Below are 23,879 nucleotides of genomic sequence, written 5' to 3'. Positions count from 1 at the left end.
GACCGGGCTCTAGGCTTGCGCCCCGAGCCCCGTGCCGGGTCTCGGCCCATGCGGGTAACGATCCCTGCCGTGGTCGCACTGTCAACAGCGCTCGGTTACGAGCGGCGCTGCGCCGTCGCTGCAAGGGGCTGGTCGACCAAGCGCAAGGTGGGCTGGCGGGCATAGGCTCAGCCCGTCGCGCAGCGCCGCATCGTCGACCAGGATCCGCCACGGTCCACCATAGCGTCGGGCTGCCAGGTAGAAAGTCGCGCCATCGCACGCGACCATGCGGCATCGCTCCTGGCGATCGATCAACGACGCACTCCCGCCATAGCGAGCGACCAGTTCGTCCAGGTCGGCGCGCATCAGGGCGCCGCAGCGGCGGCACTGGGTACGAACCTGAATCTGCAGCTGCTGCATTGCGCCGACGCTCGATGTCCAGCGCGGCCAAAGGGCAATGATCCGGGCGGTGTCTGTCATGATCGGAAGGATAGCGAAGCCCTCGCTCGCGCGTCCAGCAGCACGTCTGAAAAGTCGGCCATGCCGTTCCTTATTCCCTCTGACCGCCGCATCGACGGTCCCTTCCTGGCTTGGCGTCCTCGCCGCGGCACTTGCCAGCGCAAGCCCGGTGCCGGGCTTCTCCACATCCGTTGCGACCCTGCCGGGTGCGCGGGCGCGCTATGCCCCGGCGGTCCGGTCGCCTGTCGGAAGGCCCCGATCGGCGGGGTCTGACACAGCTTGGAAAGTCGAACGTCATGGCCGACCCCCAGAATGACAAAGTCCTATCCGCAGACCAGCGCATCGCGACCATCGCGCGGCTCAATGATGCTCTGCGCCAATCCATCCATAACCCGGGCGTCAACCAGGTGGTCATGACCGCCGGGGTCGCCGACTTGATCGGCGATACCAGCCTGTTTCGCGGGTTTCAGCGCCGCGCGGAACTGCTGCGCACGGTGCGCGACTATGATGCCTTTGGTCCCGATGTCGATCCGCATGGGGAGCGTGATTTCGGTCGCTTCGAGTTCGCGGGCGAGGCCCTGTACTGGAAGGTCGATTATTATGATCGCGCGCTGACATATGGATCCCCTGACCCGACAGATCCCGATGTCACCATCCGCGTGCTGACGCTGCTTCTCACCCACGAATATTGAGCCATCATGGCCCCGACTCTGTCGGGGGCCACCTTTTTACGGAAAGGATTCGCCGGTGCCGCGAGCGCGGATCGCCTTGCGCCACCCGGTTGCGCCCGGGGTCGGCCTGTCCAGATTTCCCATCTCTGGCGAGTGAACCCGGCCATCCCCCTGACCGGGGGGATAGCCGAAAAGTCTGCTTGAGCAGACTGTCGGCGGTGCCGCCTGACGTCCATTGGACCTTGTTCCCCGGCACGAGAGGGGAGGCTGCGCGGCATGAGGGCCGCGTCTTGCTGCGCGGTCAGGGGACCGATCGGTGTCCCTGGAACATGCCAAGGAGACCCGCAGTGGCCGACTATTTTTCCCGCCATCCCGACCATGCGTTCGTATTCGCGTTCGTCTGCTTCGCGATCACCGTTTACCTGTTTCGCTATGTCGGACCGGGTATCGGCGGGGGCGGCGACTGGTCGTCGCGCGACCATTATGAGCGCAACCTGCGCGATGGTCCCCACGACTATGAATCGTGAGGGTCCGGCGATCATGAAGACGATCGTCGTTAGCCTGCTGAAGGGCGGGGTCGGCAAGACCTTCCTCGCCACGCACCTCGCCTGGTATCTGGCCGAGCAAGGCGGCAATCGCGTCGCCTTTCTCGACCTTGATCCGCAGGGCAGTTCCACGCGGCGGCTCGCCAGCGAGCGGACCGGGTGGTTCGCCGCGGACCTGTTCGATCCCGAGGCGCGGCTCGACCTTACCGATGCGCCCGGCATCACGGTCTTCGCCGCCGATCCGCGCCTGCAGATGGTCAAGGCGGCTGCGGATGTCCGCGATTTCCTCGGCCGGTTCCCTGCGCTTGGTGCCCATTTCGAACATATTGTCATCGACACCGGTCCCAAATGGGACGAGCTGACCTTGAGCGCGATGGCGGTGGCCGACGCAGTCATCGCGCCGGTCCAGGTCGCCGAGGATTCGATCGAGTGCGCCAAGATGCTGCTCACCGCGCTCAAAAAAGCGGAGGGTGCGCGCGGCGGGCGCAAGGTCGATTTTCTCGGGCTGTTGCCCTCGATGGTCAATCCTTTCGACCGACGCGAAATGGACAATGCGGTCAAGCTTGCCCGCGCGGTTGGCGAGAAGCTGATGTTTCCCGCCTTCATCAAGGCGCGGCCGACCTACAAGCATTCGGCCGAACAGCATCATCCGGTCTGGCGCGAAACCGGCAGCGGCGCCAAGGCGGCCGCTGACGAAATCCGGCCGATCCTGGCGGAGATCGTTCGCCGGATGGACGTCCGCCATCTGAGTGCGGCGTGATGGGCAAGTTCGATCAGCGCGCCGAAGAGTTCGGACTGCTCGTCGGTCTACACGACAGCGCGCGGCGCGTCGAGGATCTGCCGCTCGACTGGATCATGGCCGATCCGGAAAATCCGCGGCGCGTGTTCGACGAGACGGAGCTCAAGGATCTTGCTGCCTCGATCGCCGCGCGCGGCGTCCTGCAGCCTATCATCGTCGCCCCGAAAAATGGCGACGGCCTTCACGTCATCCGCGTCGGCGAGCGGCGCTTTCGGGCATCGCGCCTTGCCGGGCGCGAGACCATCCCGGCGATCGTGATGGCGGTGGTGAACCGCGCCGACACGCTCGCCGATCAGATTGTCGAGAATGACCAGCGCGCAGGCCTCACCCCCCATGATCTGGCGACCGGGATCGAACGCATGCTGGGTGCCGGCGTCACCCAGGCGGAGATCGCCCGCGCGCTCGGCCGATCGAAGCAGTTCGTATCGCTCTATGCCGCCTGTGCCGACATGGCGCCCTGGCTGCGGGCCGCGATCGATCAGATGCCGATCCGCTTGCTCTACGACCTCCACCGGGCTGCCCGTACTCATGGCGACGCAGTGCGCGCCTATGTTGAGCGGCTTGGGGATGAAAACGTGACCCTGGCCGAGGGCGGCCGGTTCATTGCGGGACTTAAGGCATCCGAGACTCTGCCGGATGCCCGTCTCCGCGATGTGCCCGCGCTCTCGGACGGGCAGGGCGCCGAGCGCGCCGCACCGAGCCGGCCGGTTCGTGCCGGTGCCGGTTTGCGGTCGATGTTCGAAACGGAGGTGCCGCCGCAGCCTCGGCCGCTCGATGCGGTTCGGGTGACGGTGGGTGGGCGGACAGGACGTTTGATCCTGCCCGAGCGCGTTCGGGTGGCGTTCGACGACGGCCAGGAGGTTGAAGCGCCTGTTGCCGAGATCGCCATGGAGTAAACCATCGGCGGGGCAGGTCGGGGCGCATCCAATCACCCCTCACTCCGCGTCGAAACGATCGAGCTTTTTCAGACAATTTTGACAGCCGCGCCCCTTTCTTCAGGGGTGCGGCTGTCTTCATTTTTCCAGGGCAGAGGGGATTGTCTTGTTCGGACATTCTTCTTTCTGGAGATGCCAGGCCAGGTTGGAACGCTTGGCGTGAAGAGGGCCGGAGTCTGTTCAAGCAGACTATAAGACGAGTGGTTTTAGGTGAGGGCCGGATAGGCTTGGCGCCGTCATTGTTAAACAATAGCAATGGTGTGTGGCGTTTTTTGGTCTCCGTCTGCCCGATGATGTCGCGGCGCGCTTCGATGCTAAGGCGACTGTCGCCGGCGGACGCTCAGCGCTCCTGCGCAAGCTGATCGACGCTGCGCTTGAAGACGCCGGGGATGCGTCGAGCGCGGCGGCTCTGCCTCGGACGCGCACCACTGACCGGCTGCAGCTTCGGCTCATGCGCGAGGATATCGTCCAACTCGATGCGGCGGCCGACGCGCGTGGCCTCAAACGGACCGAATGGCTGGTGATGCTGTTGCGCAGACGGTTGCATGCGACGTCGCCGCCGCCCCGCGCGGACCGGGTGCTGATCGCGCAGTCCTGGCGCGAGCTCAACCGGATCGGCATCAATCTCAACCAGGCGGTCCATGCGCTGCATGCAGCGACCATGGTGGATTCCCGTCTCGACCTGGCGCGCGAGGCCGCGCGGGTCGCTTCCTTCCGGGATGAGGTGGTCGATCAGTTGCGCGTGCTTGGCCGCGCTCTCAAGGGTGACATGGCCTATTGGGATACGGCCGATGAATGAGGATGACGACGGTGTCCTGCCGCTCCCCAGTTTGATGGAAGCGTGGCGACCGCCGACCGGGGGCAAGCGCACCCTGCGCGGGGGCACGCTGCGGATCCGTTCGGGCGGCAAGGGCAGGGGCGGGAGCAATGCCGCGCCGGCGCTGTCGGCGGCCGAGGCGCGGGCCAAGCTCGAGCGGATCGTGCGCAAGGCCCCCGAGGTCATGGTCAAGATCTCGGGCAAACAGCGTGGCGCCAGGCATCTTGCTGAGCATTTCGGTTACATCTCGCGGCACGGGAAGCTCGAAATCCGCAGCAGCGAGGGCGAGATTATCACCGACGAAAAGCGCCTGAGGGCGATCGCGGACGATTGGGACATGCTCGATCAGGCTATGAACCCTTATGGTAAGGACCGCCCGACCTCGATGTCGATGGTGTTGTCGATGCCCGGCGGTACGACCGATGCCGCGACCATCCATGACGCCGTCCAGGCGTTCGCGCGCGTCGAGTTCGAGGGGCAGTTCAGCTATATGGTGGCGCTCCACACCGACACCGCCCACCCCCATGTCCATTTGACGGTTGCGACCCAAGGTGCGGACGGGATGCGGTTCAATCCGCGCAAGGCCGACCTTCATCATTGGCGCGAGAGCTTCGCCCATGAATTGCGCCAGCGCGGCATCGCCGCCGAAGCGACGCCGCGCCGCGCGCGCGGCCATGTCCAGAAGCGGGTGCGTTCGCCGGCGCACCATCTGGAGGCGCGGACAGCGGGGCAGGGGAGGGAGTTGGATCTCAACCGGCTGATCGAAGAGCGCGCGCAGGCGTTCGCACGGTCACAGAACCCGGAGCGTCGGGTGGAAGATGTGCTGGCGCTGGGCCGACAGAAGCAGATCCGGGGCGCTTACGCAGATGCCGCAGCCGCGCTGGCGGCGACTGGGAAAGACGAGGATCGCGCGCTGGCTGAGGATATCGCAGGGTTCGTGGCCGATATGCCGGCAGCGGTGTCTCGGCGATTGGAGCGGGCGCGGGAAATCATGATCGCCGATCGGAAAGCAGCGGATCTTCGCAGTCGAGAAAAGAAGGGCGAAGGGGCGCAACGACCTGACATTGATCGGGGTACCCGTAAGCCACGGGATCGCGAGCGTTAGCAAATGCCATGGCGAACAGATGGCGAGGCGAAGGCAGCAAGTTCTGGCGGGATAATAATTTGCGCGGGCGACAAGCCTATTGCGAGGCAGTTGTCGACCAACACAAGACATACAGCGTCGTAGATGTGATCGTCAGCTTTAATAAGGAAGCTGCCATTCGTGTCGCTTAACCCGCCCGTCGGCTATGCGCCCTAGTTACGGTAATCAAGCCCCCCCTGGCGCTGCGCCCGACCGACGACGTCTGCTTATGTCGCCGCGACTGACATGCTCGGTGGAAATCGGACCTGATTAAGAATGGCCCATTTCCCATCATTTGCGGTGCCCGAAGCTTTACAGCTGGCTGAACTGTCTTTGAGCATTAGAGTTGCGCCTGATGAGGAGGGGCGCGCGAGTTTGCAGAAGGGCGATTTGCACAACACTGCGCCGATCTAAACGACGATTAAGTTCAATGGCATGGCGTGGTTCGGGCCTGCTGCGGCAGGGGGGCTGTCCTTCTCAACCAAAACCAGCGTGACGCTCCAAGACTCTCATCAGCACTGCGTTGGCGCAGCTAAAATTGGCGAGTTGACCTTGCAGTTCGTAAGCCCATTTCTCGCCGTGGAAGAGGTTGTTACGGTACCGCCACACGATGATCAAGGCGATCAGGACATGATCGCGGGGAGAGCCGGCGTCCCCCCTGATGCATGCCGCGACGAGTTCAGGCATGTCCTGCCTCCGCAGTTGCAGATTATCGAAGCGGAACGTGAACTCCCCGTTCTGGAAATAGCGTTCCCGGAAATAGGCGACCTCGGCATCGTAGAGTTCGGCGCAGAGCACACCTTCCGCTTCCCACCGCTCAACCGCCTGCGCGATCTTGCGGGCGTTGGCATCGTTCCCCATTAACTTGGATTCGAATAGGCTCCATAGGAGGGCGAAGGCTTTGATCGCGTCGCGGTCAGGGCCTGGTAGCGCAGCGTAGCCCGGCACCTTCTCCTCCAGCCATTTCTCACTCATGTCTCGCTGGCCTTCCGTGCCGTCGCGACGTCCTCCGCGAGGCGATTGCCAAACCCGATCCGGCGCGAAGTGACCCGCTCTTCGTCGGCCAGTAGCTCCACGACCGCGTTGTTCGGGGAGTTGACCAGCACGCGGTTGAAGATCGTCGGGAACTTGCGGTGTGTGAACATCAGTTGCGGGAGCTTGATGTCCGCGAGCGTTCCGGCAAGAAAGTCGGGCATCCTCACGAACTCGGCGTATTCCGTCTTGCCGTCCATGCCAGGTGTTGCGAACGTGATCTGCGGGCGACGTAGATCGATGACGCCGCCCCGGCGTCGCCTCATGAACTGAAATAGTAACCAGGCGAGGTCGAAAGCCACGCCTTCGTGTCGATCGAACATGGCGTCCCGGTCGCTGATCCAACGAATGTTGATCGGCGATTTCGCATCGTTGAGCATGCCGAGAACGACAGCCGCGAATGACGCTACGAGAAATATCCGTCGGAGTAGGTTGAGCGAAGGCTGCTTCCGGGCGAGTTCCGATTCAAGCAACCGCAGGCGGCGATCGAGCTGGCCGTAATACTCGGCGTTCGGTGGCTCGGCCGCCGTCCATTCGGCGACGATCTCCCGGAGTGAAGCGACGATCGACGACATGGCTTCCTGAGTGATGGCTGCGCGCAGACTGGCGCTTTCGCGTGAGACGACGAAGCTGAGGCTGAAGGTCACGGGGCAGCAGAGATAGTCGAGCAGACCCCTAGGTGGCGTGCGGGAGGCTTTCAGGTCGCTCGGCGAGGTGGCCGCAATGTAGGACGCGATGTTTTCGTCGGTGTCGTGCTTGAGGATAATGACGAAAGAGTAGGCGTCGTTCTGCTTGCCCGAGTCGCCCACGCTGAAATCCGATACCACGCTCCACGACGCGGCGGCCGAGTATTCGCCGAACCAGACTCGTAGGTCCGCATGGATCGTCGCACTCGATCTCTCGATCAGGTCGATCAACTCCAGCATCTTCGCCTTCCTCCCGGGCTCAATTCAGTCTGATCCATGCCGTATCTTCATTAGCCTGCAGGCGAGCATCTGATCGCCCCAGCGCGTGGCGAAGGTCTCGGAGATTTCGAACCAGCTCCCGTCGTTTCCGGCGCCATGATTCCCTCCCATGCATGAGCACTGAGGAAGCGTTGAGGCACGCGGGCGAACACTTCTCCTGCTCCCGATAGGGTTGGATCACGTAGATCTGCTCGTAGGTCCTAAGCGCGCGCTCCACGACGTCGTTGAACCAGGCCTTCGGAATCTCCCAATAGCGCTTCGAGGCGATCCATGTCGGGGAGATGCGGCGGCCGTCCTGAAGCCAGGTGCGGTTGCTGTCCGCGTATGGCAGGCGCATGCGTAGTAGCTGGCCCTTGCCCGTCCGGCGGACGATCACCGGGATTTCATGCTGGTTCCAGACACGCGTCAGTTCCTTGTCGTCCATTTCACCGCCCGTGCCCGCATCAGTCTGCTCAACGCGAAGATGATGTCGTAAAACTGTGGAACAATAAATCGCGATTTATCTGAATTTGGCTCCTTATTACCCTCGCTGCCCTTATTGGCTTCCACTATGCTGTCGCCGGAGGAGAAGGGGGCTCGATGTATCTTCAGAGTGTCAGGCTGGGTAACTTCCGATCGTTCGACGAAGCGCGACTTGAGCTGCAGAGCGATCTGACAGTCTTTGTGGGAGAGAACAACGGTGGCAAGAGCAACGCGATCGATGCGATCCGGCTGCTGACCGCGCCGCTTGGTGGACGCCGCGAGATATATTGCGAGCCGACCGACGTGCGCTTCCAATGCGGCACGGCCCAGTTTGAATTGGAGGCGCACTTCGCCGGACTCTCCGCCGGACAGCAGGGACGACTGATTTCGGCTGCCACCGACGCAAGCCTGACGAGGGCTTGCTTCGGCTTGCGCTATGATGCGACCACCGGCGGGGCGAGGCCGCATCTGTGGGCGGGCAGGGATGGCAATATTGCGGAGCCGAATTGCCGCGACATGGTTCGTCATGTCTATCTACCGACTCTACGGGACGCGAAGCGGTCGCTCGCATCTGGGAATCCGACGCGCATCATGGCGCTGCTCAACCACTTTCTGGAAGGTACGAGTGCAACGGACCTAGCCAGGGAACTTGGCCGTAAGAGCCGGCACGATGTGCTGATGAAGGTCGAAGATGCTGTGGGGAAGGGGCTGACCGCATTGACGGGTGGTGTGCGGAAGCAGGCTGCGACGCTGGGCTTTGCCTCCGACGAGGCCCTGATCGACATAGCCCGGGACCTTCGGTTCAAATTGGCGGACCACGGCATCGATCCCGAGGACCTTCGCTACTCCGGGCACGGCTACGCGAACCTGCTGTTCATGGCGATCATAGCCGTCGAGTTGGAGAAGGTTCGGAACACCGATTTGACCCTCTTCCTGGTCGAGGAGCCGGAAGCGCACCTGCATCCCCAGCTGCAGGCGGCGGTGCTGTCTTTTCTGCGCGATCAGGCCGAACAGTCCCGGAATGCTCCACCCACCGATCACGGGCCGGCCGGCGAGCTGCAGGTGGTTGTCGCCACGCATTCGCCGAACCTGTCGGCATGGGTCAGCAGCGACCGGCTGGTCGTCTTCAAGTCCGTGATCGCGTCGGTCGGAACGGGTGAGAGGGATGAGCATCCGAAGCCGGCTACGCTCGACGCCAGCCTGATCGAAGAGGTGCTGACCTCGGAATCGGGGGCGGGGAACGAATCGGCGGTGGAGTCCGTCGCAGAGGCGATCTCCGCAGCTTCGCCGCGCCGTTCCACGAGATGCCTGCCGCTTGCCAGAATGGCGCTGAAGCCGTTGGATCGCAGGAAGGTCGATCGGTACCTCGACGTGACGAAGGCGGCGCTGTTGTTCGGCGGGAGGGCGCTGTTGGTCGAAGGGATCGCAGAGGCGCTCCTGCTTCCAGCAATCGCCAAGCACCACGTTCTCAAGGGACAGAAGGATAAGCTTCGACTCTTCCGATCCGCCGTCTTCATCCCAATCGATGGGGTCGATTTCGCTCCCTATGTGTCTCTTCTCCTAACCGAGGTCGATGGAGCGCGCATTGCCGATCGGGTCGTGGTCATGACCGATGGCGACAAGGGCACGAAATACGAGGACGAGGATGAGGAGGACACGGCGAACGATGGCGAAGCGGAGACTAGGGATGCATCGCCAGACGAAACCGAGCAGAGCAGCGACGACACGTGCGCGGCACCAGAAGAAGAGGTGGTGGACGACGGACTTATACCCGGCGAGCGGCGAAAGCTCGCGCTGGATCGGCTGGTCGGTGAGCTGGGCGCAACCGACTATTTCGCTGCAATCACGAGCACCTACTCACTCGAATCCGAACTGATAGAGGTTGGAAACGCCGATCTACTCGGGAAGGCCTACCTGGAACTGCATCCGCGATCGAAGACCAAGTGGCGCAATGCCCTCAAGAAAGAGGGAGACGAGCGCGCCAAAGCGATCAACAAGGTATTCAAGAGCGCGCGCAAGGGCGACTTCGCTCAGATTCTCGCTCGCCGGATCGAGGATGGCGAGGAGCTGAAGGTGCCGGCCTACATCGCCCGCGCCATTGAGCAGTTGGTCGGTACGTGACGGCGGCCTACAGGCCGACGCTCGAGCAGGAGGCGGTCGTAGTTCACGATGGCTGCGCGTTCGTCACCGCGTGTCCTGGAGCAGGGAAGACTCGGACGCTTGTCGAACGCGCACGACTTCTGCTGGCCGATCGCAGCGATCGTCGTGGCGTTGCGTTTCTCTCTTTCACCAACGCAGCCGTCGATGAGCTGGAGGCGCGTCTGCGGAGCTTCGGTGTGCTTCCGGCCCAGCTCTTCCCCAGCTTCATTGGTACCTTCGACCGCTTTCTCTGGCAGTTCTTCGTCGCGCCGTTCGGGATCGACGGGTGCAGTGAGATGCCCCGGCTAATTCCGGACAAGGCGAAATGGCCAGTGCAGCCGCATGAAACGATGCAGGCCATCCCGCTCCGGGGGTTCGATAGGAAAACGGGCGCAATGGACCCGGCTGTTGCAACCGAATTTCGGTTCGATCGGGATCCCGCCAGGCACCAAGCCCGAGCACTAGCCATGCTGGCCGCTGCCCGCACCAAGGGGCATGTCGACTTCGAGGATGTGCGGGCGAGCGTACGTGTTCGGCTAGCTGACAGGCAGTTCGCGCAGAGGCTCGGGAGGGCGCTGGCCGCGCGGTTTCGCGAGATCGTCGTTGACGAGGCGCAGGACTGCAACCCGGCCGATCTCGAAATCGTCCAGTGGCTCCGCGATTCCGAGCTGAGCGTGAAGGTAATTTGCGACCCTAACCAGTCGATCTACAAATTTAGGGGTGGCGTAACGGACGAGCTCCATAGGTTCGCCGAACGGTTCGGTAAGACCGAGCGCCTTCCGATGAGCGGCAACTTCCGGTCGACCCCTGCGATCTGCTCCGCCATCGTCGCCTTGAGACCGCCGGCCGCCCGGTCTGCAGTCGATCAGGCCTTGGGGCATCTGAAGGGCGACACGACGCCCGTCCATGTGATCGCATACGGTGGGACGTCGGTGCCTGCGGCGATCGGTACGAAGTTCGGGGAGTTGGCGGGCTCGTTGGAGATCCCGCATGCGGACGCGCCTATTCTCGCGTCGCGGCTTCCCACCGCAGGCAAGGCAATCGGGCATCCGGCGCCGAAGGAGTCGGCGCACATGACGCTGATTCTCGCCCGGGCCGTCACCGACTTCCACTTCTCCTTCGGCCTCGGCAACCGGCGGGAGGCACTCGTCGCCCTCCACCGCGCTGTCCTCCAGGTACAGGGTCACATCCAGGCACCTGGAGAATACCATCGGCACGTTTCCGGCACTGAGGCAGACGATGCAACGTGGCGGCCCGGGATCATCGAGATCGCATCGCAGTTGAAGTTCGTCCCTGGCATGACTGCCGAAACGTGGCTCGTGAGGGCTCGCGCCGTTCTAGACCCCGGTCTCGTGTCTTCCGTAACCATCGGGCAGCGCCTGCGATCGACCTCCGACCTTGAGGCGGCGCTGGCCAGCCCGCCGCTGGATTCGCATCCCGCGCGCACGATCCACTCGGCGAAGGGGTTGGAGTTCGCGGCGGTGTGCGTGGTCATGACGAGCAACAAGACCAGCAAGATACTCGCACACCTCGAGACGGGAGCGGGGACACCGGACGATGCTGAGGATGCCCGGAAGATCTATGTGGCGGCGTCAAGGGCGAAGCGGCTGCTGGTCATTGCGGTTCCGAAGAATTCGGCACCCAAACTGGAGGCGCTCCTCTCCACTCATGGCTGCACGACGCAGCGACATGACGTCGTCTGATCGAGGGCGAGATATGACGCTAATCGGAAACATCGCCCCCTCATGGAAGGACATGTCGAAATACGTGGTGCACTTCGCGAAGGCTGAACCGCCGAGGACCGCGTACGACAATGCGATCTCGATCCTTTACGACCGGCGCATCGTCGCTGCGAAGGCCTTCGGCGCCGGGCGCAAGCTCGCTCCCGCGCGCAGGTCTGTGTGCTTCAGTGAGGTGCCGCTTCACCATCTGAAGCGGTTGGCGGACGTCCGAGGTCCGCACGGGATCGGCTTCCGGAAGGAGTTCATCGTCGAGCGTGGTGGCGGTCCAATCCTCTACGCCTACAAGGACACGCCCCACGCGCAGGCGATCAAGGCGATGGTGAATGCGGCGGTGTATGACCCGAACGCGTCCGTCTGGGACATTGCGCCTTTCGTGGATTTGCCGGGCACTTATGGCAACTTGCAGTACCTCTACGAATGGGAGCGGGAATGGCGGCATGTCGGCGATCTCGAGTTCTCGGAGTCGGATCCGGCGTTTCTGATAATTCCGGAGGACCTCCATGAAGCAGCCCGTGCCTTCTTCCACTCTGCAAAAGTCGACCATGTGGGGCCGAGCTACGAATGTCCCTTCATCGATCCATACTGGGGAGAGGACCAGATTGTCGCTGCACTGTGTTCCTGAGATCGTCCGATGACCGCCAACTTCGAAACTTGTCCGGCCATTTATGCCATCCTGTATCGCTACAATCCGACCCGGAAGCATGGTCGGCGTGCGATCAGGATCGAGATGCCAGATTCCGTCGACCTAAAAGAGATCGAAGATGTAGCGCGAGAGCTGCAACTCCCTGAGGTGATGGCGCAGCTGGACGCTGCAGAGGTCGCAACATTGGCTGCGGCAGCGGCCACCTCCCTAGAACGGTACGGTGATGATGCGGGTGCTTCGATCGCGCTTCAGACGCTCCTCTCGTCGCGCCCGGGCGAACTCGATGCCGACATCGCGCTGGTGGCGATAACCAGGCACGGTCTCCATCGCGACATCCTGAAGGTCTTCCCCGAAATGGCGAAGTCCGGTGCCATGATCGAGGCGATCATTGAGGCAGCGTCGCAAGGGGCGCTTGCCGGCTGGCATCGCAACGTTGACGTGAACGCCTTGGTGATCCGAGATCTGAACCAGGCCAGGCGGGCGTTCCCCGCCGTGGAGGGACTCCCCGACGACCTAGTGCCGACCGTCCTTGTCGCTGCGGCGGCTCAAGGGCTCGGTTGGACGCCGTGGGTCAAGCTCTTCGCGATCCTGTGCGATGAGGTCGAGCTTGCCGACGTGACCAAGACAGCCGTTCCCGAGAAGCGTGAATGGGATACCGAAGACACGCTGGCGATGCGGCACGCGGCGTGGGAGGAGATACTGTCCGACGGCCCGGTCAGAGGGGTCGCGCGGCTGATCCTCGACCTCGGCGGAGCGCTTTCCACCTCAGGTCCCGACGTGCGGGCGGTCTACGTCCAGCGTCTGCGCAAGGCCATCGGCGATGACGCCGATTTGCGCCGGGCGGCCGTCGAGGCGCTGCTCAGCCGCAGCCCGCCGCAGCAGCAAGATCTTGCGCTCTTCGCGGCCACGCGACTGGTGGAGGCGGATGATGTGGCTTTCGTCGAGGCGCTCGTCGACCACATAGACCGAGAAGTCGGGTACCGGGCCGACATGGTGCGTCTTGCGGTCTTCGACAAATCGGCTGGTGACGACGTCTGGCCCGCGCCGGGTGTGAGCACCATCGCTGACGGGCTTTTCAGCATCGGTCTCAGCCCAACTCCGTCTGAACAACCGCACACCTGGATCGGTGACCGGCTCCTCGAACTGCTCATCGAGCAGACAGTGGCCTGTGAGGAGAGGAGGTTCGCGCAGCAGTATCGAGATCACAGCGAGGAGGGAGAGGAGGGACTGCTTCGCAGCTTCTTCTCCGACCTCGCCTCCCGCATTCGGGACTTGGGGGACAGTCTTCGGGCGACGGCGAGGGCCACCGGCTCGGCGCGAAGCACGAGCATCGAACTGAACTATCGGCCGGTCGACAAGTCGGAGGAGGGGAAGCCGGGGGTGAACCCGAAGGGCGACGCGGTGCTACCCTCGTTTTCCGCCGATCTCTGCCTGATCGTGGACCCGTATCTCGATGGCCGTCCGCTCGGCAAGCGCGCCACGCTCGTGCAGGCGAAGCGGCTGCGGCTCAAGGATACCACCCACCCGGAGAAAGGCCTCGCCAATTCCTTCAAGCTGGACCCTGCGCAGATGAGGGACCTAATCCGCCAGACCGGGTCGTCCTTCTATCTGTTCCAGTGCCCCGGGCTACTCGGCAGGGGAGTGCCGATGATCCCGACGCAACTGGTCGAGGATTTGGCGCGGTATCACGCTGCGAGCGCCGCCCAGATCCCGGCGGACCTGGTCGGTCCTGCGTCTCGCCCGTTCGCAGAATGGCTCACGTACATGGTGCTCGGGTTGCGGACCGGTGACCCGCTGGCGGAGCTCGTGGCGAAGGCCGAGGGTGGTGACGGACGGCGCCCTCGCCCCTTGGCGAGGTTCGGCACTGTCGAGATCGCGCTGCGCGTGAGTCATATCAAGCCAAGGGACGGCTGAGGCGAGTCACGGTCGGCCTTCGTTCGCCCAGACCTCATGCCGCACGATCCAGATCGATGATATTGGCAAGGCCTTGTCGAGCCAATGGTTCAGCAAGCGCCCGGACACTGCGATGGTGTGTGAACAGCAGAACCTGGTTGCTCTTGCCGAACTCGGCAAGCAGGTCGAGCGTTGACCGGCTGCGCTCATCATCGAAATGCACCAGAATGTCGTCCGCGATGAAGGGCAGCGGCTCCGTCGCACTGGCATAATTCTCAAGACTTGCCAGCCGGAAGGCGAGGAAAAGCTGGTCGCGTGTGCCGTCGCTCATGGTCGCGACCGCAGCAATACCGCCATTGGCTCGCCGTCCAACCACGACCGGATGGCCTTTGTCATCGATATCGGTCTCGATTCCGGCGAATTCACCGAGTGTCGTTGCCGTGAACAGTTCGCCTGCCCGCGCAATGAGCGGATCTTGCTGTTCTGCGCGGATCGTTGCCATCGCCGACGTCACCAATTCTCGCGCAACTGATAACTCGAGATAGCGCTCGAGGGCGAGATGCATCTGCGCTGCCGCCGCTTCGCGTTCGGCAACGGCGTGATTGACCTCGCTCTGGCTCAGATAGGCAGCAAGGTCGTCCTTTGCGGCTTTCTCGGCGAGAATGGCTGCCTCAATTTCGCTCTCGATCTCGCTAGCACGCGATGTCTGCTCGGTTAGTTCCGCGCGAACCTCATCGAGGTCGCGTTCATCCCATTCCGCCCGAAAGGCAGCGAGATCAAGCTTGTCGCCCACGTCCGTCGCGGTCCGTTCCGCCAGAGCGATCTCATCGCACAAAGCCGTGCGTGCTTCACACCGTGAAGCTGCGTCCAGAAGGGCCCCATCATCGCCGCCATCAAGTTTTGCCGAAGCCGCAAGCGTAGCCAGCTCCTCCCGAGCGGTGCCGAGGGCCTCTTCCGCTTGGTCGGCCTCGACCTTCGCCTCCTCAAAGTCGGGCAGTACACCATCATATTGGGTTTGCGCTGTGGCGTTGTCGGTAAACCGGGCCAGCAGCATCTGCGCTGCAACGACACAGTCTTCGCCGATCTCGATGGCGAGTTCGGTCGCGAGGCTGCGGACATCCTTCGCAAGGCTCGTCTCGTCTTCGTCCATGCGCTTGAGCCGCTGGCGGGCCTGCCCTATTGCCGAAAGCACACCGCGTGCGCCAACCCATTCGGTGACCGCACTGTTGGCGTCTGTCGGCGAAATGTCGGGTTTGAGACCCAGCGCACCTGTTGCCGCAGGCCATGCCGCATCCCAGGCGGCCTGTGCGTCGGACAAATGTTGCACTTCCGCCTCAACCAGCTTGTGCTGCCGCGCCAAGTCCTCCCGGTCCCGCGTGTCCCTGCGATATTCGGCATGTGCTTGTTCGTGCCGGGAAATGGCGTTTTGCACCGCGCTGACCCGGGCCGCGAACGACAGTGTGGTATCGAGCTTGCGGCTCTGTTCGATGCGTTCGAGCAACTCTGCGGCCGGCGCAAGCTGGGCCTCCTCCAATGCCAGCGCATTTGCCGAATTCCGCAAGCGTTCCGATTCTTCCAGCACCAGTTGGCGGGCTTGACCAAATTGGAGCAGCGACGCCAGTTCCGGGTGTTTGACCAGAACTTGCGGAAAACTGTTCCCCCATTGCGCGATGCGCACTTCGCCTTGTGCGACAAGCGCGGCCATCTCGGCCTCTGCCGCCGTGACCGCAGTCCGTGCCTCTGCGACGCGCCGCAACGCGAGTGCGAGCGATGCAGCCCGTTCTGCCTCTGCCGCGCGGCGATCGGCAAGCTCGTCCGCAGACACGATTGCCGTTTCCAGACCGTCAGCAACGGCTAGGCGAGCAGTGGCGTCATCGGGCAGCTGTCCCGCGACATATGCCGACTTTACTGGCCTCCAGGCATCGGCGCGCAGGCTGCGCGCTTCGGCAAGTGACGCATCACTTGCAATGGTCCCGGATGCCTGAAGCGAGCCAATCTCAGCCTCACCGGCTGAAATGTCGCGCTCGGCTTGCCGCCTCAGTTTGGCCTGATCCTCGATCTGCGAAGTCAATGTCCCGCGCGCGGCCTGCTCACTGCGAATATCGTCAACGCTGGGGCATGCCAGGGTGGCAAGCGCATCGATGGTATCGAAGCCAAGCGCCTTGAGCCGTCCGATCAATGTTGCGCTGTCCGTATCCAGCGCTTGCTGACGTGCCTGGTGTGCTGACTTCTGGGCCGCAAGGCTGGCAAAGGCGGATGATGACGCCTCGGGCGGAGCATTATGCCCTGCCTGGCGTGCCGCTTCCAAACGAACGTCAATCGCCGCAAGCGAAGCCGCCAGTTCGCCAAGGCGCTTTCTGGCAGAGGCTAGGCCTGGACGGCGCTCCACCATCTCGTCGGCAGCCGAGCGCACAAGATTGAGGGCAGACTGGTCCGGGATCAGTGGCGCAAGGTCCGCATCGGCTGGCAGACCAAGCATCCGGCGCAGCGCCGCCAGTTGAGCCTCGCCGCCATCAATCTCGCGCTGACGATTGGCACGATCGGACCGGGCCTTGCTGACGTGAATGGCGCGTTCAGCCAGATCACGCACCCGCTGTTCGGCGGCTTTGAGGCCCGGGTTCACCACCAGCGCATCAAGCCGTGCCTTCAGGCGGTCCCGCCGCTCGATCGCACCCTCGAGCCGCGTTTCAGCCCCGTTGCGCTGGTCCAGAGCAGTCCGCATCTTGGCCGCGAAATCACCCGGGAAGGACGCGACATCGTCGTAGCCGACCAGATCCTGTGTCAGGCCGGCCAGCTGACGCAAGTGGGGCGCGACGCGAAGGACGCGCTCCAGCCGGGACGTCGATGCGCCGAGGCTGCGCCTCTCAAGGCGCAGGGCCTCGAGCTTTTCCCCGGCTGCGAGCGATGCCTTGCGCGTCTGCTCAAAGGTTTCCCGGGTCAGTTGCGCGCCGCGTGCTGTCTTTTCGGCTGCCTCGAATGCGGTCAGCTGCTGGTAGAAAACACGATTTGCCGACCGCCTCGTATCGAAAAGCTTGTCCGCTTCGCCGTCGATACCTTCAAGGCGAGATACCAGCGTGCGCAAGCCGCCGCCTGCTTCGACGATCAGACGCCCGATGTCGCCATCGGCGTGAAGCAATCGCTCCCCGCCATTGCGCAAGGTTTCGTGGTTGAGACCGAAGAGTGTTTCGAACCGCTCCCGTGTGATGGCACCCAGCACCGGCGCAAGGACGGTGTCATCGAGCGCCGTTCCAGACAGGTCAGCCAGTGTCTTGCCGTTGCCCTTGCGGCGCTTGAGCGTCACCGTGCTACCATCTGCCATCAACATCGTGGCCCCGATGCGCATGCCATCGTAGCCGAACAAACTGCCGCGCTGAGTATTCTTGGGGATCGAGAACAGGAAGTCGCTAATCGCCTCGAGACAGGTGCTCTTGCCCGCTTCATTGGCACCGTAGACCACCGTGAGGCCCGCTGTTTCAGGAATGGCGAGCTCGCGACTGGCGCAGCCGCCATATTTCTCAAGGCTGAGTTCAGTCAGGCGCATGACCAGCCTCGCTAACTAGACTGCGCGCAAGGGCTGCGGCGCGTTCGGGTATCTCGGCGCGCATCTGCTCAATGAATGCATCGGCATGTGCGCCAGCGGGCAGTTTCGTCCGAATTTCGGCAAGCCGCGCTTCGAGAACTTGCGCAATTGCGCTGTCCTGGCTGAGGCGGGTCACTTCCTGATCAAGCTTTCCAGCCACCGTTGGATCGACAGCGTCCGGGGCTTCAGGATGGGCCGTTTCCAACCTCAGCTTTTCGAGCCACACGTCATCCGAGAGCGTTGCCAGCAGTGTTTCCACGTCCTCCCGGAAAGCGGTGCGCTCGAGGATCAATCTGGAATGGAGCGGTGTCGTTCCAGTCACTGTGAGGCGCAGGGCAATAGGCCGTCCGTCGGCCTGCTCTGCGCCTTGGGCGATATGGCTGCGAATGAGATCCAGTAGTTCGGGGTGTTCGCTCGTTCCCGACACATCAACTGTGATCGACGCCCAGCGCACCACATCCAGCGCGCGATGCTCGAGGCTGGTGACTCTGCCGTCATTGACTTTGACCAGGACGGCGCCCTTGGGCCCCGTCTCTCGTGGGTGTCGGCCCTGAAGATTGCCGGGATAGACGATGTGCGGGTGCTCGCCAAGCACGGCATGGGCGTGGACGTGGCCTAACGCCCAATAGTCATAGCCATGATTGGTAAGCTGCTCTGGCGTGCAGGGCGCATAGCGGGCGTGATGACCTTCGCTGCCCGCACAGGCCGTATGGAGAACGCCGATATTGAACAGCGCCCCGGTCGCCGGAGGATATGCCCGCGCGATGTCCTCGGAGACATCAGGACGCGGAAAGCTGCGGCCGTGGATCGCGACCCTGACATCGTCGAGAACGTGCGTTGCTGGCTTCGCCTTCGGGAATACATGGACATTGCCTGACAGGGCCAGCTTGTCGGCGAAGCGATTGGCGGAGTCGTGGTTTCCCAGCACCATGAAGACATCAATGCCAGCCTCTTCGAGGCTGCGCATGCCATCGACGAAGTAGAGGCCTGTCTGGAAGTTGCGCAGGTCGCCGTCAAAGATATCACCTGCCAGCACCATGAACCTGCAGCGTTCGTCGATAGCGAGTGCAATTAGATTGTCGAACGCCTGGCGCGATGCCGCTTCCACCCGCGCGGCATATTCAGCCGATTTGCCCGCCAGCCCTAGAAGAGGACTATCGAGATGAAGATCAGCCGCATGAACAAAAGAAAATTCAGTCAATCTGTTGCCTCCGAGGCTCCACATCGCACAAACTAGGTGAGAATGTCTCAATTAAAGCGGCATTAGCGCGTACCAGATGCGATACGATGGCATGCTTTAAAAGGGCCTTCCCCTGCCGGTGGTTCAGGCACAAATTCGCGGTTTTCAACGAAGGGAGGCCGTCGATCGTTAGTCGCCGTTCAGCCGACTGTGTCCGCCGGCGTAGTGTAGCTTAAAGCGGGGGCGGATGCCCGCGACGGGAGACACTTGGACCCTCCTGGGCTTTGCTTGCACCGCCTTCCAGAATACCGTGCACCCAAACGATGCCTGTCTGGTAGACAGACCGAGTCGCGTGGGGGGAACGAATGCATATTTCCGAGGTCATCGCCGGCGGCTGCCGCCGGTTCGCGCCGTCACAGTCGCTTTGCCTTGGGTCATCTCCTGACGTCAACGTTCCGGTCGGGCTAAACGACGCTGACGCAATATGCTAACCGCGATAAAGCGCATCCAGGGGCTGGGTGTATTTGGCGACTTCACACCGACGGCTGAGCTGCCCGAATTTGGCCGATATAACATCGTCTACGGCGAGAACGGATCAGGAAAGACGACGCTTTCCCGTCTGTTCGGCTGCCTGGAAACTGGCGAACATGCCGAATATGCCGACCTCCAATTCTCGATCGATAGCCAGTCCGGGGTGCTCGCGAAGGGACAGCGATACGCGCGCAAGGTCCGCGTATTCAACTCGGACTATGTCGAGGCGAATATCGGCCAATTCCACGCTCCGCTTCGTCACATCCTCATCATCGGCGAAGACAACAAGGCGTTGGCGGACGACGTCGTCGCCGAGAAGAAACTGCATGGCGAGCGGCGCGCGGCGATTGATGTCGCGCAGAAAGCGATCACCAAGCTCGATAGTGACAAAGGTAAGGTCTTCTCGGCGATTGCCAAGACCATTGGCGAGGCAACGAGCGGCAGCACCCTGCGCAGCTATCGCAAACCCGACGCCGAGGCCGCCTACGCCAATGAGCGGGGTCTGGCGCCTCTGAGCGATGCTCTGCTCGAAGTGCATCGCGCGACGGTCCATCAGGAGCAGCTCGATGTGATCACGTCCCCGACGCTTGCCAGCTACGGCGGCGGGCCGGTCCTTCCGGCGGGCCCATTCGTCGACATCGCTGCAGCTCTGCCCGGATTGGTCTCGGCCCTACTCGCCCGCACCGCCCAAGCGGGCGTGCTGCGCCGCTTGGTCGAGGAACCCGCGATCGCGGTTTGGGTCGAACAGGGCGTCGCCCTCCACCGGGACCACGGCTCTGCACATTGCGAATTCTGCGATCAGCAACTGCCGCCGGCCCGGATGGCCGCGCTTGCTGAGCATTTCGGTGTCGAGGATCAGCACCTGAAATCCGATATCCTGGCGGCGCTGAATGTCGTGCATGCGCTCCGGGATGCGCTCGGGGTGCTTGAGCTTCCTGCCAGAACGGCGCTCTATGCTGAACTTCGCGATGAATATGAGACGGCGTGCCAAGTTATCACGCGGCGTCGTGACGAGGTCGTCGGCCAACTGGACGCCGTCGCGGCGCTTCTCAAGGACAAGCTGCTCAATCGGTCCACCGCGAGCTCGGCAACGATCCTGATCGACCTGTCTTTATTGGTAGCGGCAATCGCCATGCTCGCAGCGCTCGTCGAGCGGCACAATCGCAAGTCGGCAGAGTTCGATGCCGCGAAAGCCGACGCCCGCGCGCAAATCCAACGTCATTATCTGTCGACGATCGATGTACAGGTGCGTGATCTGGATCAGCGGATCGCAGCCCAAAAGGCGATCGTCTCGAACCTGACCGATGGTGCTTCCGACCTGCCGGACCCGCGCAGCCTTGCGGCGATCAGAGTCTCCTACGAAACCAAGCAGGCGCAGGTCTCGAGCGAACATGCTGGCGGCGCGCAGATGACTGAGCGGCTCCGCGATTTTCTGGGACGCACCGACCTGCGCTTCGAATCCAGCAACGAGGGATATCGCGTGCTGCGGCGGGGCAAGGCTGCCAAACGCCTGTCCGAGGGTGAAAAGACCGCGATCGCCTTTCTCTATTTCATCGTACAGCTCGGCGATCAGGATTTCGATCTCGTCGAGGGCATCGTAGTAATCGACGATCCGATTTCTAGCATGGATGCCGCGTCAATCTACCAGGCCTTCGCGTTTCTCAAGAACGCGGTGAAGGATGCCAAGCAGATTTTCCTGCTGACCCACAATTTCGACTTTCTTAAACTGCTGCTCAACTGGCTGAAAAGCGTTCCCAGATCGGTTGGCACGAAATCCTATTACATGATCGTCTGTAGCGAGTCGGAGACCAGTCGCGAGGCGTGCCTGCAGCCGCTCGACAAACTGCTACTCGATCATCCGAGCGAATATAATTTTCTGTTTAAGCTGCTGCATGACTTCAAGTCCGACGGGACCATTCTCGCAGCCTATCATATTCCGAACGTGGCGCGGAAAGTGCTGGAGACGTTCCTCGAATTTCACAGACCTTTCGAGAATAGCGTCTATGCCAAGCTGGAAAGCACCACATTCGATCCGCATAAAAAGACCGCTATCTATAAATTCTCCAACGACCTCTCTCATCCGACCGGCAAGGGCTTCGATCCGGCCTTGGTCGCCGAGACACAGAAGAACGTTACTTTTCTGCTCGAGATGATCAAAACCCTCGAACCGCTTCATTACGAGGGACTTGAGAAGCTCGCCACCTCCTAGTCGGCACCGTGGTCGCCAATTAGGTCCGTTTCGCCGTCCGGCGACGTCGGCTCCAAACTAACCAATCTTTGCCATAATGCGCCCTGCAGCACCATGTTAGGCAGCAAGGTTAAGGTTGTACGCGAGCGGCATCCGCGGACTCTTCCAGCGCAACGCATCCATGATGCCGACAGGATCCTCACCGCTCGTAAACAAATCCTGGTTGAACCCCATTGGCGTGGAATGCGCGCTGATCCCCTCGAGCAAGCGCGCCGCGATCAGCTGCTCGCTGGATCATCGCCTGATAATCAAGACCAACCGAAAGGGGATGGATAGCGCCCTCCCACATCGTGTAGGAACGGCAGGGTTCGCCATCGGACGCTCCCGAAGCCGACTGTCTCAAATGTCCCATCATCGGTCCGTCGCCGTTAGGCACACGCCAATATCCATAATCGCCAGTGCATAATCTCGAGGGGCGGCATTGCGGGGCCAGGTAGCGGGACTCTCAATCCTATTCTGGAAGATCGGCTTCGCGCAGAACGCGCATAACCTCCCGAAACACCCCTTCGAACTGCGGCAGATCGCTCATCTGGTGCTGTAAGCGCTTAGTCCATAGCGTGCCCAGTCGCTTCTCCTTGGCGGCGATCGCTGCGGTCACCCCATTGGGTGCGCGCTCCCGCAGAGTGAGCTTCTGGGTGAACTCGCCAAGATATTCCGCTGGTCGGATGTCCCGTTCCCCGAGCAGATTCCAAAGGTCGTAGAGATCACGCGGCTCGGTGCGCGCCTTGTCCGACAGGGCCGCCAGCTTCTCGACGAAAATCTCCGCCAGGCTATAGGCCAGAACGGTCGGGCCTTCGGGCAGGTCGGCAAACTCCTCGAAGGTCCGCAGGATCGGGCGCTCGGCCAGCGGGAAGCAGAACACCTCGTTAATCGTGATATCGACTTTCACGTCGCTGCGCGCGGGCAGGGGGCCTTTATAGCTCAGATAGAAGGTGTGGGTGTTCTGATGACCGTGCCGGTCGGGTCGATCATAGGCCATGTTGATGCTCGACGCCGCCTCGACGATGGCAAAGATCTCGTTCAGGCCGGAGAGGATCGCGTCTAGTTCGATCGGCTTGGTCAGCGAAAAATCGAGATCCTCGGAAAAGCGGTAATTCTCGAACCAGCAGCGGCGCAGTGCTGTCCCGCCCTTGAAGGCGAGAAATTCACGCAAAGGATGCTGGGCCAGACCGGTCAGGAACCAGGCCAGGCAATAGTCGCGTTCGATCACCGCCTCGGGCACGCGGCGGCCGCGAGGCTTGAGAAGGCCGTTGGCGATACGGGAGAGATCGCGCTGGGGAATCATCAACTGCTCCGGATTATATCGAGTTCGTCGGGCTCGACGTTGAGTCGGATGCGCCATCGGGCCAGCATCCGGCCCTCATTGGGAAACAGGGGGTCGAGGCGCTGATAGGTCGGCGTCAGCCGCGCGCACAATGGCTCCAATGCGGCTGCATCGGCCAGCCCGTAAAATTCCAGCAGATAACCCAAGCGGCGGATTACCGCGCCAACGCCGAGGCGAAGCGCGTAGTCGATAATCAGTTCGACCCGCAGCGTATCGCGCTTCATCCAGAGCCCCTTGGCGACCTCCGTGACGCCGCCGACATATTGCGGATGGTCCAGACCATCGATGATAGTCCGCTCGGGATCGCTGATCCGGACCTGCTCTTCGGGTGTGATCCAGATCTCGGTCAGGCCGAAGAAATCCTTTGGTTTGACGTCGACGAAGCGGAACTCATACCCGTGGATGTGCTGCGGGCGCAGGCGTTTGGCGCAGGAGACGACGATAGCCAATTGCGGTTGGGTGACCATGCGATGCAGCTCGAGAGCGCTGCCGTGGGAGATGAAGTAGTCCGCGTCGCCAACCAGCGTTCTTGCGATGAGGTAAGGATCGCTCACATGCTCGGTGTCCCGGCCCCGCTCGAAAGGCACCAGATTGTATAGGCCAGGCTTGAGGCGCGTGACGATCCCGCGCGCTTCGGTGTTTGCAACGAGGCTGCGTGCCGACGACGGGCTCAGACCTGTGATATCGGTGACGTCCGCGAGCGAAAAGATCGGCTGACGGCGTTCGTTGAGTTCGACGATCAACTGGGCAGCCCGAGGTCCAAGCGTCTTGAGATTATATCCTTCGCGCAATTTGAGCCTCTGTGAGCGATG

At 62.3% G+C, this 23,879-nt stretch carries 19 protein-coding genes and 1 pseudogene; 11 read left to right on the top strand and 9 right to left on the bottom strand.

Features of this window, described 5'->3' with window-relative positions; translation table 11 throughout:
• Positions 1-81: 81 nt before the first annotated feature.
• Positions 82-459, bottom strand: a complete 378-nt coding sequence (locus EP837_RS19795; RefSeq protein ID WP_066532703.1) for a hypothetical protein — start codon at positions 457-459, stop codon at positions 82-84.
• A gap of 275 nt (positions 460-734) precedes the next feature.
• On the opposite strand from EP837_RS19795, the gene EP837_RS19790 reads away from it, so the two are divergent.
• The 6 genes from EP837_RS19790 (at position 735) to EP837_RS19765 (ending at position 5,310) form a co-directional block, all read left to right on the top strand.
• Positions 735-1,130 carry a DUF3768 domain-containing protein gene (locus tag EP837_RS19790; RefSeq protein ID WP_066532700.1) on the top strand — a complete coding sequence of 132 codons (396 nt, stop codon included), beginning with the start codon at positions 735-737 and terminating at the stop codon, positions 1,128-1,130.
• A gap of 326 nt (positions 1,131-1,456) precedes the next feature.
• The gene (locus tag EP837_RS19785; protein ID WP_066532566.1) at positions 1,457-1,636 is read left to right on the top strand and encodes a hypothetical protein; all 180 of its coding nucleotides are present in this window, start codon (positions 1,457-1,459) and stop codon (positions 1,634-1,636) included.
• Positions 1,637-1,649: 13 nt separating this feature from the next.
• On the top strand, positions 1,650-2,414 hold the full coding sequence (locus EP837_RS19780; protein ID WP_066532699.1) for a ParA family protein: 765 nt from the start codon (positions 1,650-1,652) through the stop codon (positions 2,412-2,414).
• Positions 2,414-3,349: a ParB/RepB/Spo0J family partition protein gene (locus EP837_RS19775; protein WP_066532561.1), complete on the top strand. Its 936-nt coding sequence runs from the start codon at positions 2,414-2,416 to the stop codon at positions 3,347-3,349. The genes EP837_RS19780 and EP837_RS19775 overlap by 1 nt, the downstream gene beginning before the upstream one ends.
• Positions 3,350-3,650: 301 nt before the next feature.
• Positions 3,651-4,187, top strand: a complete 537-nt coding sequence (locus EP837_RS19770; protein ID WP_066532559.1) for a plasmid mobilization relaxosome protein MobC — start codon at positions 3,651-3,653, stop codon at positions 4,185-4,187.
• The gene (locus EP837_RS19765) at positions 4,180-5,310 is read left to right on the top strand and encodes a relaxase/mobilization nuclease domain-containing protein (RefSeq protein ID WP_066532557.1); all 1,131 of its coding nucleotides are present in this window, start codon (positions 4,180-4,182) and stop codon (positions 5,308-5,310) included. The genes EP837_RS19770 and EP837_RS19765 overlap by 8 nt, the downstream gene beginning before the upstream one ends.
• A 495-nt stretch (positions 5,311-5,805) precedes the next feature.
• Here the strand turns inward: EP837_RS19765 and EP837_RS19760 are convergent, their stop codons facing one another.
• Genes EP837_RS19760 through EP837_RS19750 form a run of 3 tightly spaced genes read right to left on the bottom strand, consistent with a single transcriptional unit; the run spans position 5,806 to position 7,749 of the window.
• Positions 5,806-6,303 carry a hypothetical protein gene (locus EP837_RS19760; RefSeq protein WP_066532553.1) on the bottom strand — a complete coding sequence of 166 codons (498 nt, stop codon included), beginning with the start codon at positions 6,301-6,303 and terminating at the stop codon, positions 5,806-5,808.
• Positions 6,300-7,286, bottom strand: a complete 987-nt coding sequence (locus EP837_RS19755; protein ID WP_066532550.1) for a hypothetical protein — start codon at positions 7,284-7,286, stop codon at positions 6,300-6,302. Before EP837_RS19755 ends, EP837_RS19760 begins: the two co-directional genes overlap by 4 nt.
• Positions 7,287-7,305: 19 nt before the next feature.
• Positions 7,306-7,749 (bottom strand): hypothetical protein, encoded by a 444-nt coding sequence (locus EP837_RS19750; protein WP_335676428.1) that lies wholly within the window; start codon positions 7,747-7,749, stop codon positions 7,306-7,308.
• 155 nt (positions 7,750-7,904) lie between these two features.
• Between EP837_RS19750 and EP837_RS19745 the strand changes: the two genes are divergently transcribed.
• The 4 genes from EP837_RS19745 to EP837_RS19730 are packed head-to-tail and all read left to right on the top strand — an operon-like array spanning position 7,905 to position 14,225.
• On the top strand, positions 7,905-9,908 hold the full coding sequence (locus tag EP837_RS19745; RefSeq protein ID WP_066532549.1) for an ATP-dependent nuclease: 2,004 nt from the start codon (positions 7,905-7,907) through the stop codon (positions 9,906-9,908).
• Entirely contained in the window at positions 9,905-11,629 is a 1,725-nt protein-coding gene (locus EP837_RS19740) for an ATP-dependent helicase (RefSeq protein ID WP_066532546.1), read from the top strand. Before EP837_RS19745 ends, EP837_RS19740 begins: the two co-directional genes overlap by 4 nt.
• Positions 11,630-11,681: 52 nt before the next feature.
• Complete coding sequence (locus EP837_RS19735) at positions 11,682-12,290, top strand: abortive infection system antitoxin AbiGi family protein (protein ID WP_225870708.1); 609 nt, start codon at positions 11,682-11,684, stop codon at positions 12,288-12,290.
• Between the two features lie 9 nt (positions 12,291-12,299).
• Entirely contained in the window at positions 12,300-14,225 is a 1,926-nt protein-coding gene (locus tag EP837_RS19730) for a hypothetical protein (RefSeq protein WP_066532539.1), read from the top strand.
• 34 nt (positions 14,226-14,259) lie between these two features.
• Here the strand turns inward: EP837_RS19730 and EP837_RS19725 are convergent, their stop codons facing one another.
• A complete protein-coding gene (locus EP837_RS19725) occupies positions 14,260-17,745 on the bottom strand; it encodes a YhaN family protein (RefSeq protein ID WP_066532534.1) in 3,486 nt (1,161 codons plus the stop codon).
• Complete coding sequence (locus EP837_RS19720) at positions 17,732-19,009, bottom strand: metallophosphoesterase family protein (RefSeq protein WP_066532530.1); 1,278 nt, start codon at positions 19,007-19,009, stop codon at positions 17,732-17,734. Before EP837_RS19720 ends, EP837_RS19725 begins: the two co-directional genes overlap by 14 nt.
• A gap of 439 nt (positions 19,010-19,448) precedes the next feature.
• Here EP837_RS19720 and EP837_RS19715 point away from each other — a divergent pair, with 439 nt between their 5' ends.
• Positions 19,449-21,704 carry an AAA family ATPase gene (locus EP837_RS19715; RefSeq protein WP_066532527.1) on the top strand — a complete coding sequence of 752 codons (2,256 nt, stop codon included), beginning with the start codon at positions 19,449-19,451 and terminating at the stop codon, positions 21,702-21,704.
• A gap of 96 nt (positions 21,705-21,800) precedes the next feature.
• On the opposite strand, the pseudogene EP837_RS21710 reads toward EP837_RS19715, so the two are convergent.
• The 3 genes and pseudogenes from EP837_RS21710 to EP837_RS19705 all read right to left on the bottom strand — a co-directional run.
• Positions 21,801-22,038: pseudogene (locus EP837_RS21710) on the bottom strand (integrase); the annotation flags it as partial.
• 156 nt (positions 22,039-22,194) lie between these two features.
• The gene (locus EP837_RS19710; protein WP_066532525.1) at positions 22,195-23,028 is read right to left on the bottom strand and encodes a nucleotidyl transferase AbiEii/AbiGii toxin family protein; all 834 of its coding nucleotides are present in this window, start codon (positions 23,026-23,028) and stop codon (positions 22,195-22,197) included.
• Positions 23,028-23,858, bottom strand: a complete 831-nt coding sequence (locus EP837_RS19705; protein WP_066532521.1) for a type IV toxin-antitoxin system AbiEi family antitoxin domain-containing protein — start codon at positions 23,856-23,858, stop codon at positions 23,028-23,030. The genes EP837_RS19710 and EP837_RS19705 overlap by 1 nt, the downstream gene beginning before the upstream one ends.
• Positions 23,859-23,879: the final 21 nt, after the last annotated feature.

Source organism: Sphingobium sp. EP60837 (assembly GCF_001658005.1).
GTDB lineage: Bacteria > Pseudomonadota > Alphaproteobacteria > Sphingomonadales > Sphingomonadaceae > Sphingobium > Sphingobium tyrosinilyticum.
Note: the sequence above shows the minus strand (reverse complement) of the source record. Positions and strands in the feature narration are given on the sequence as shown.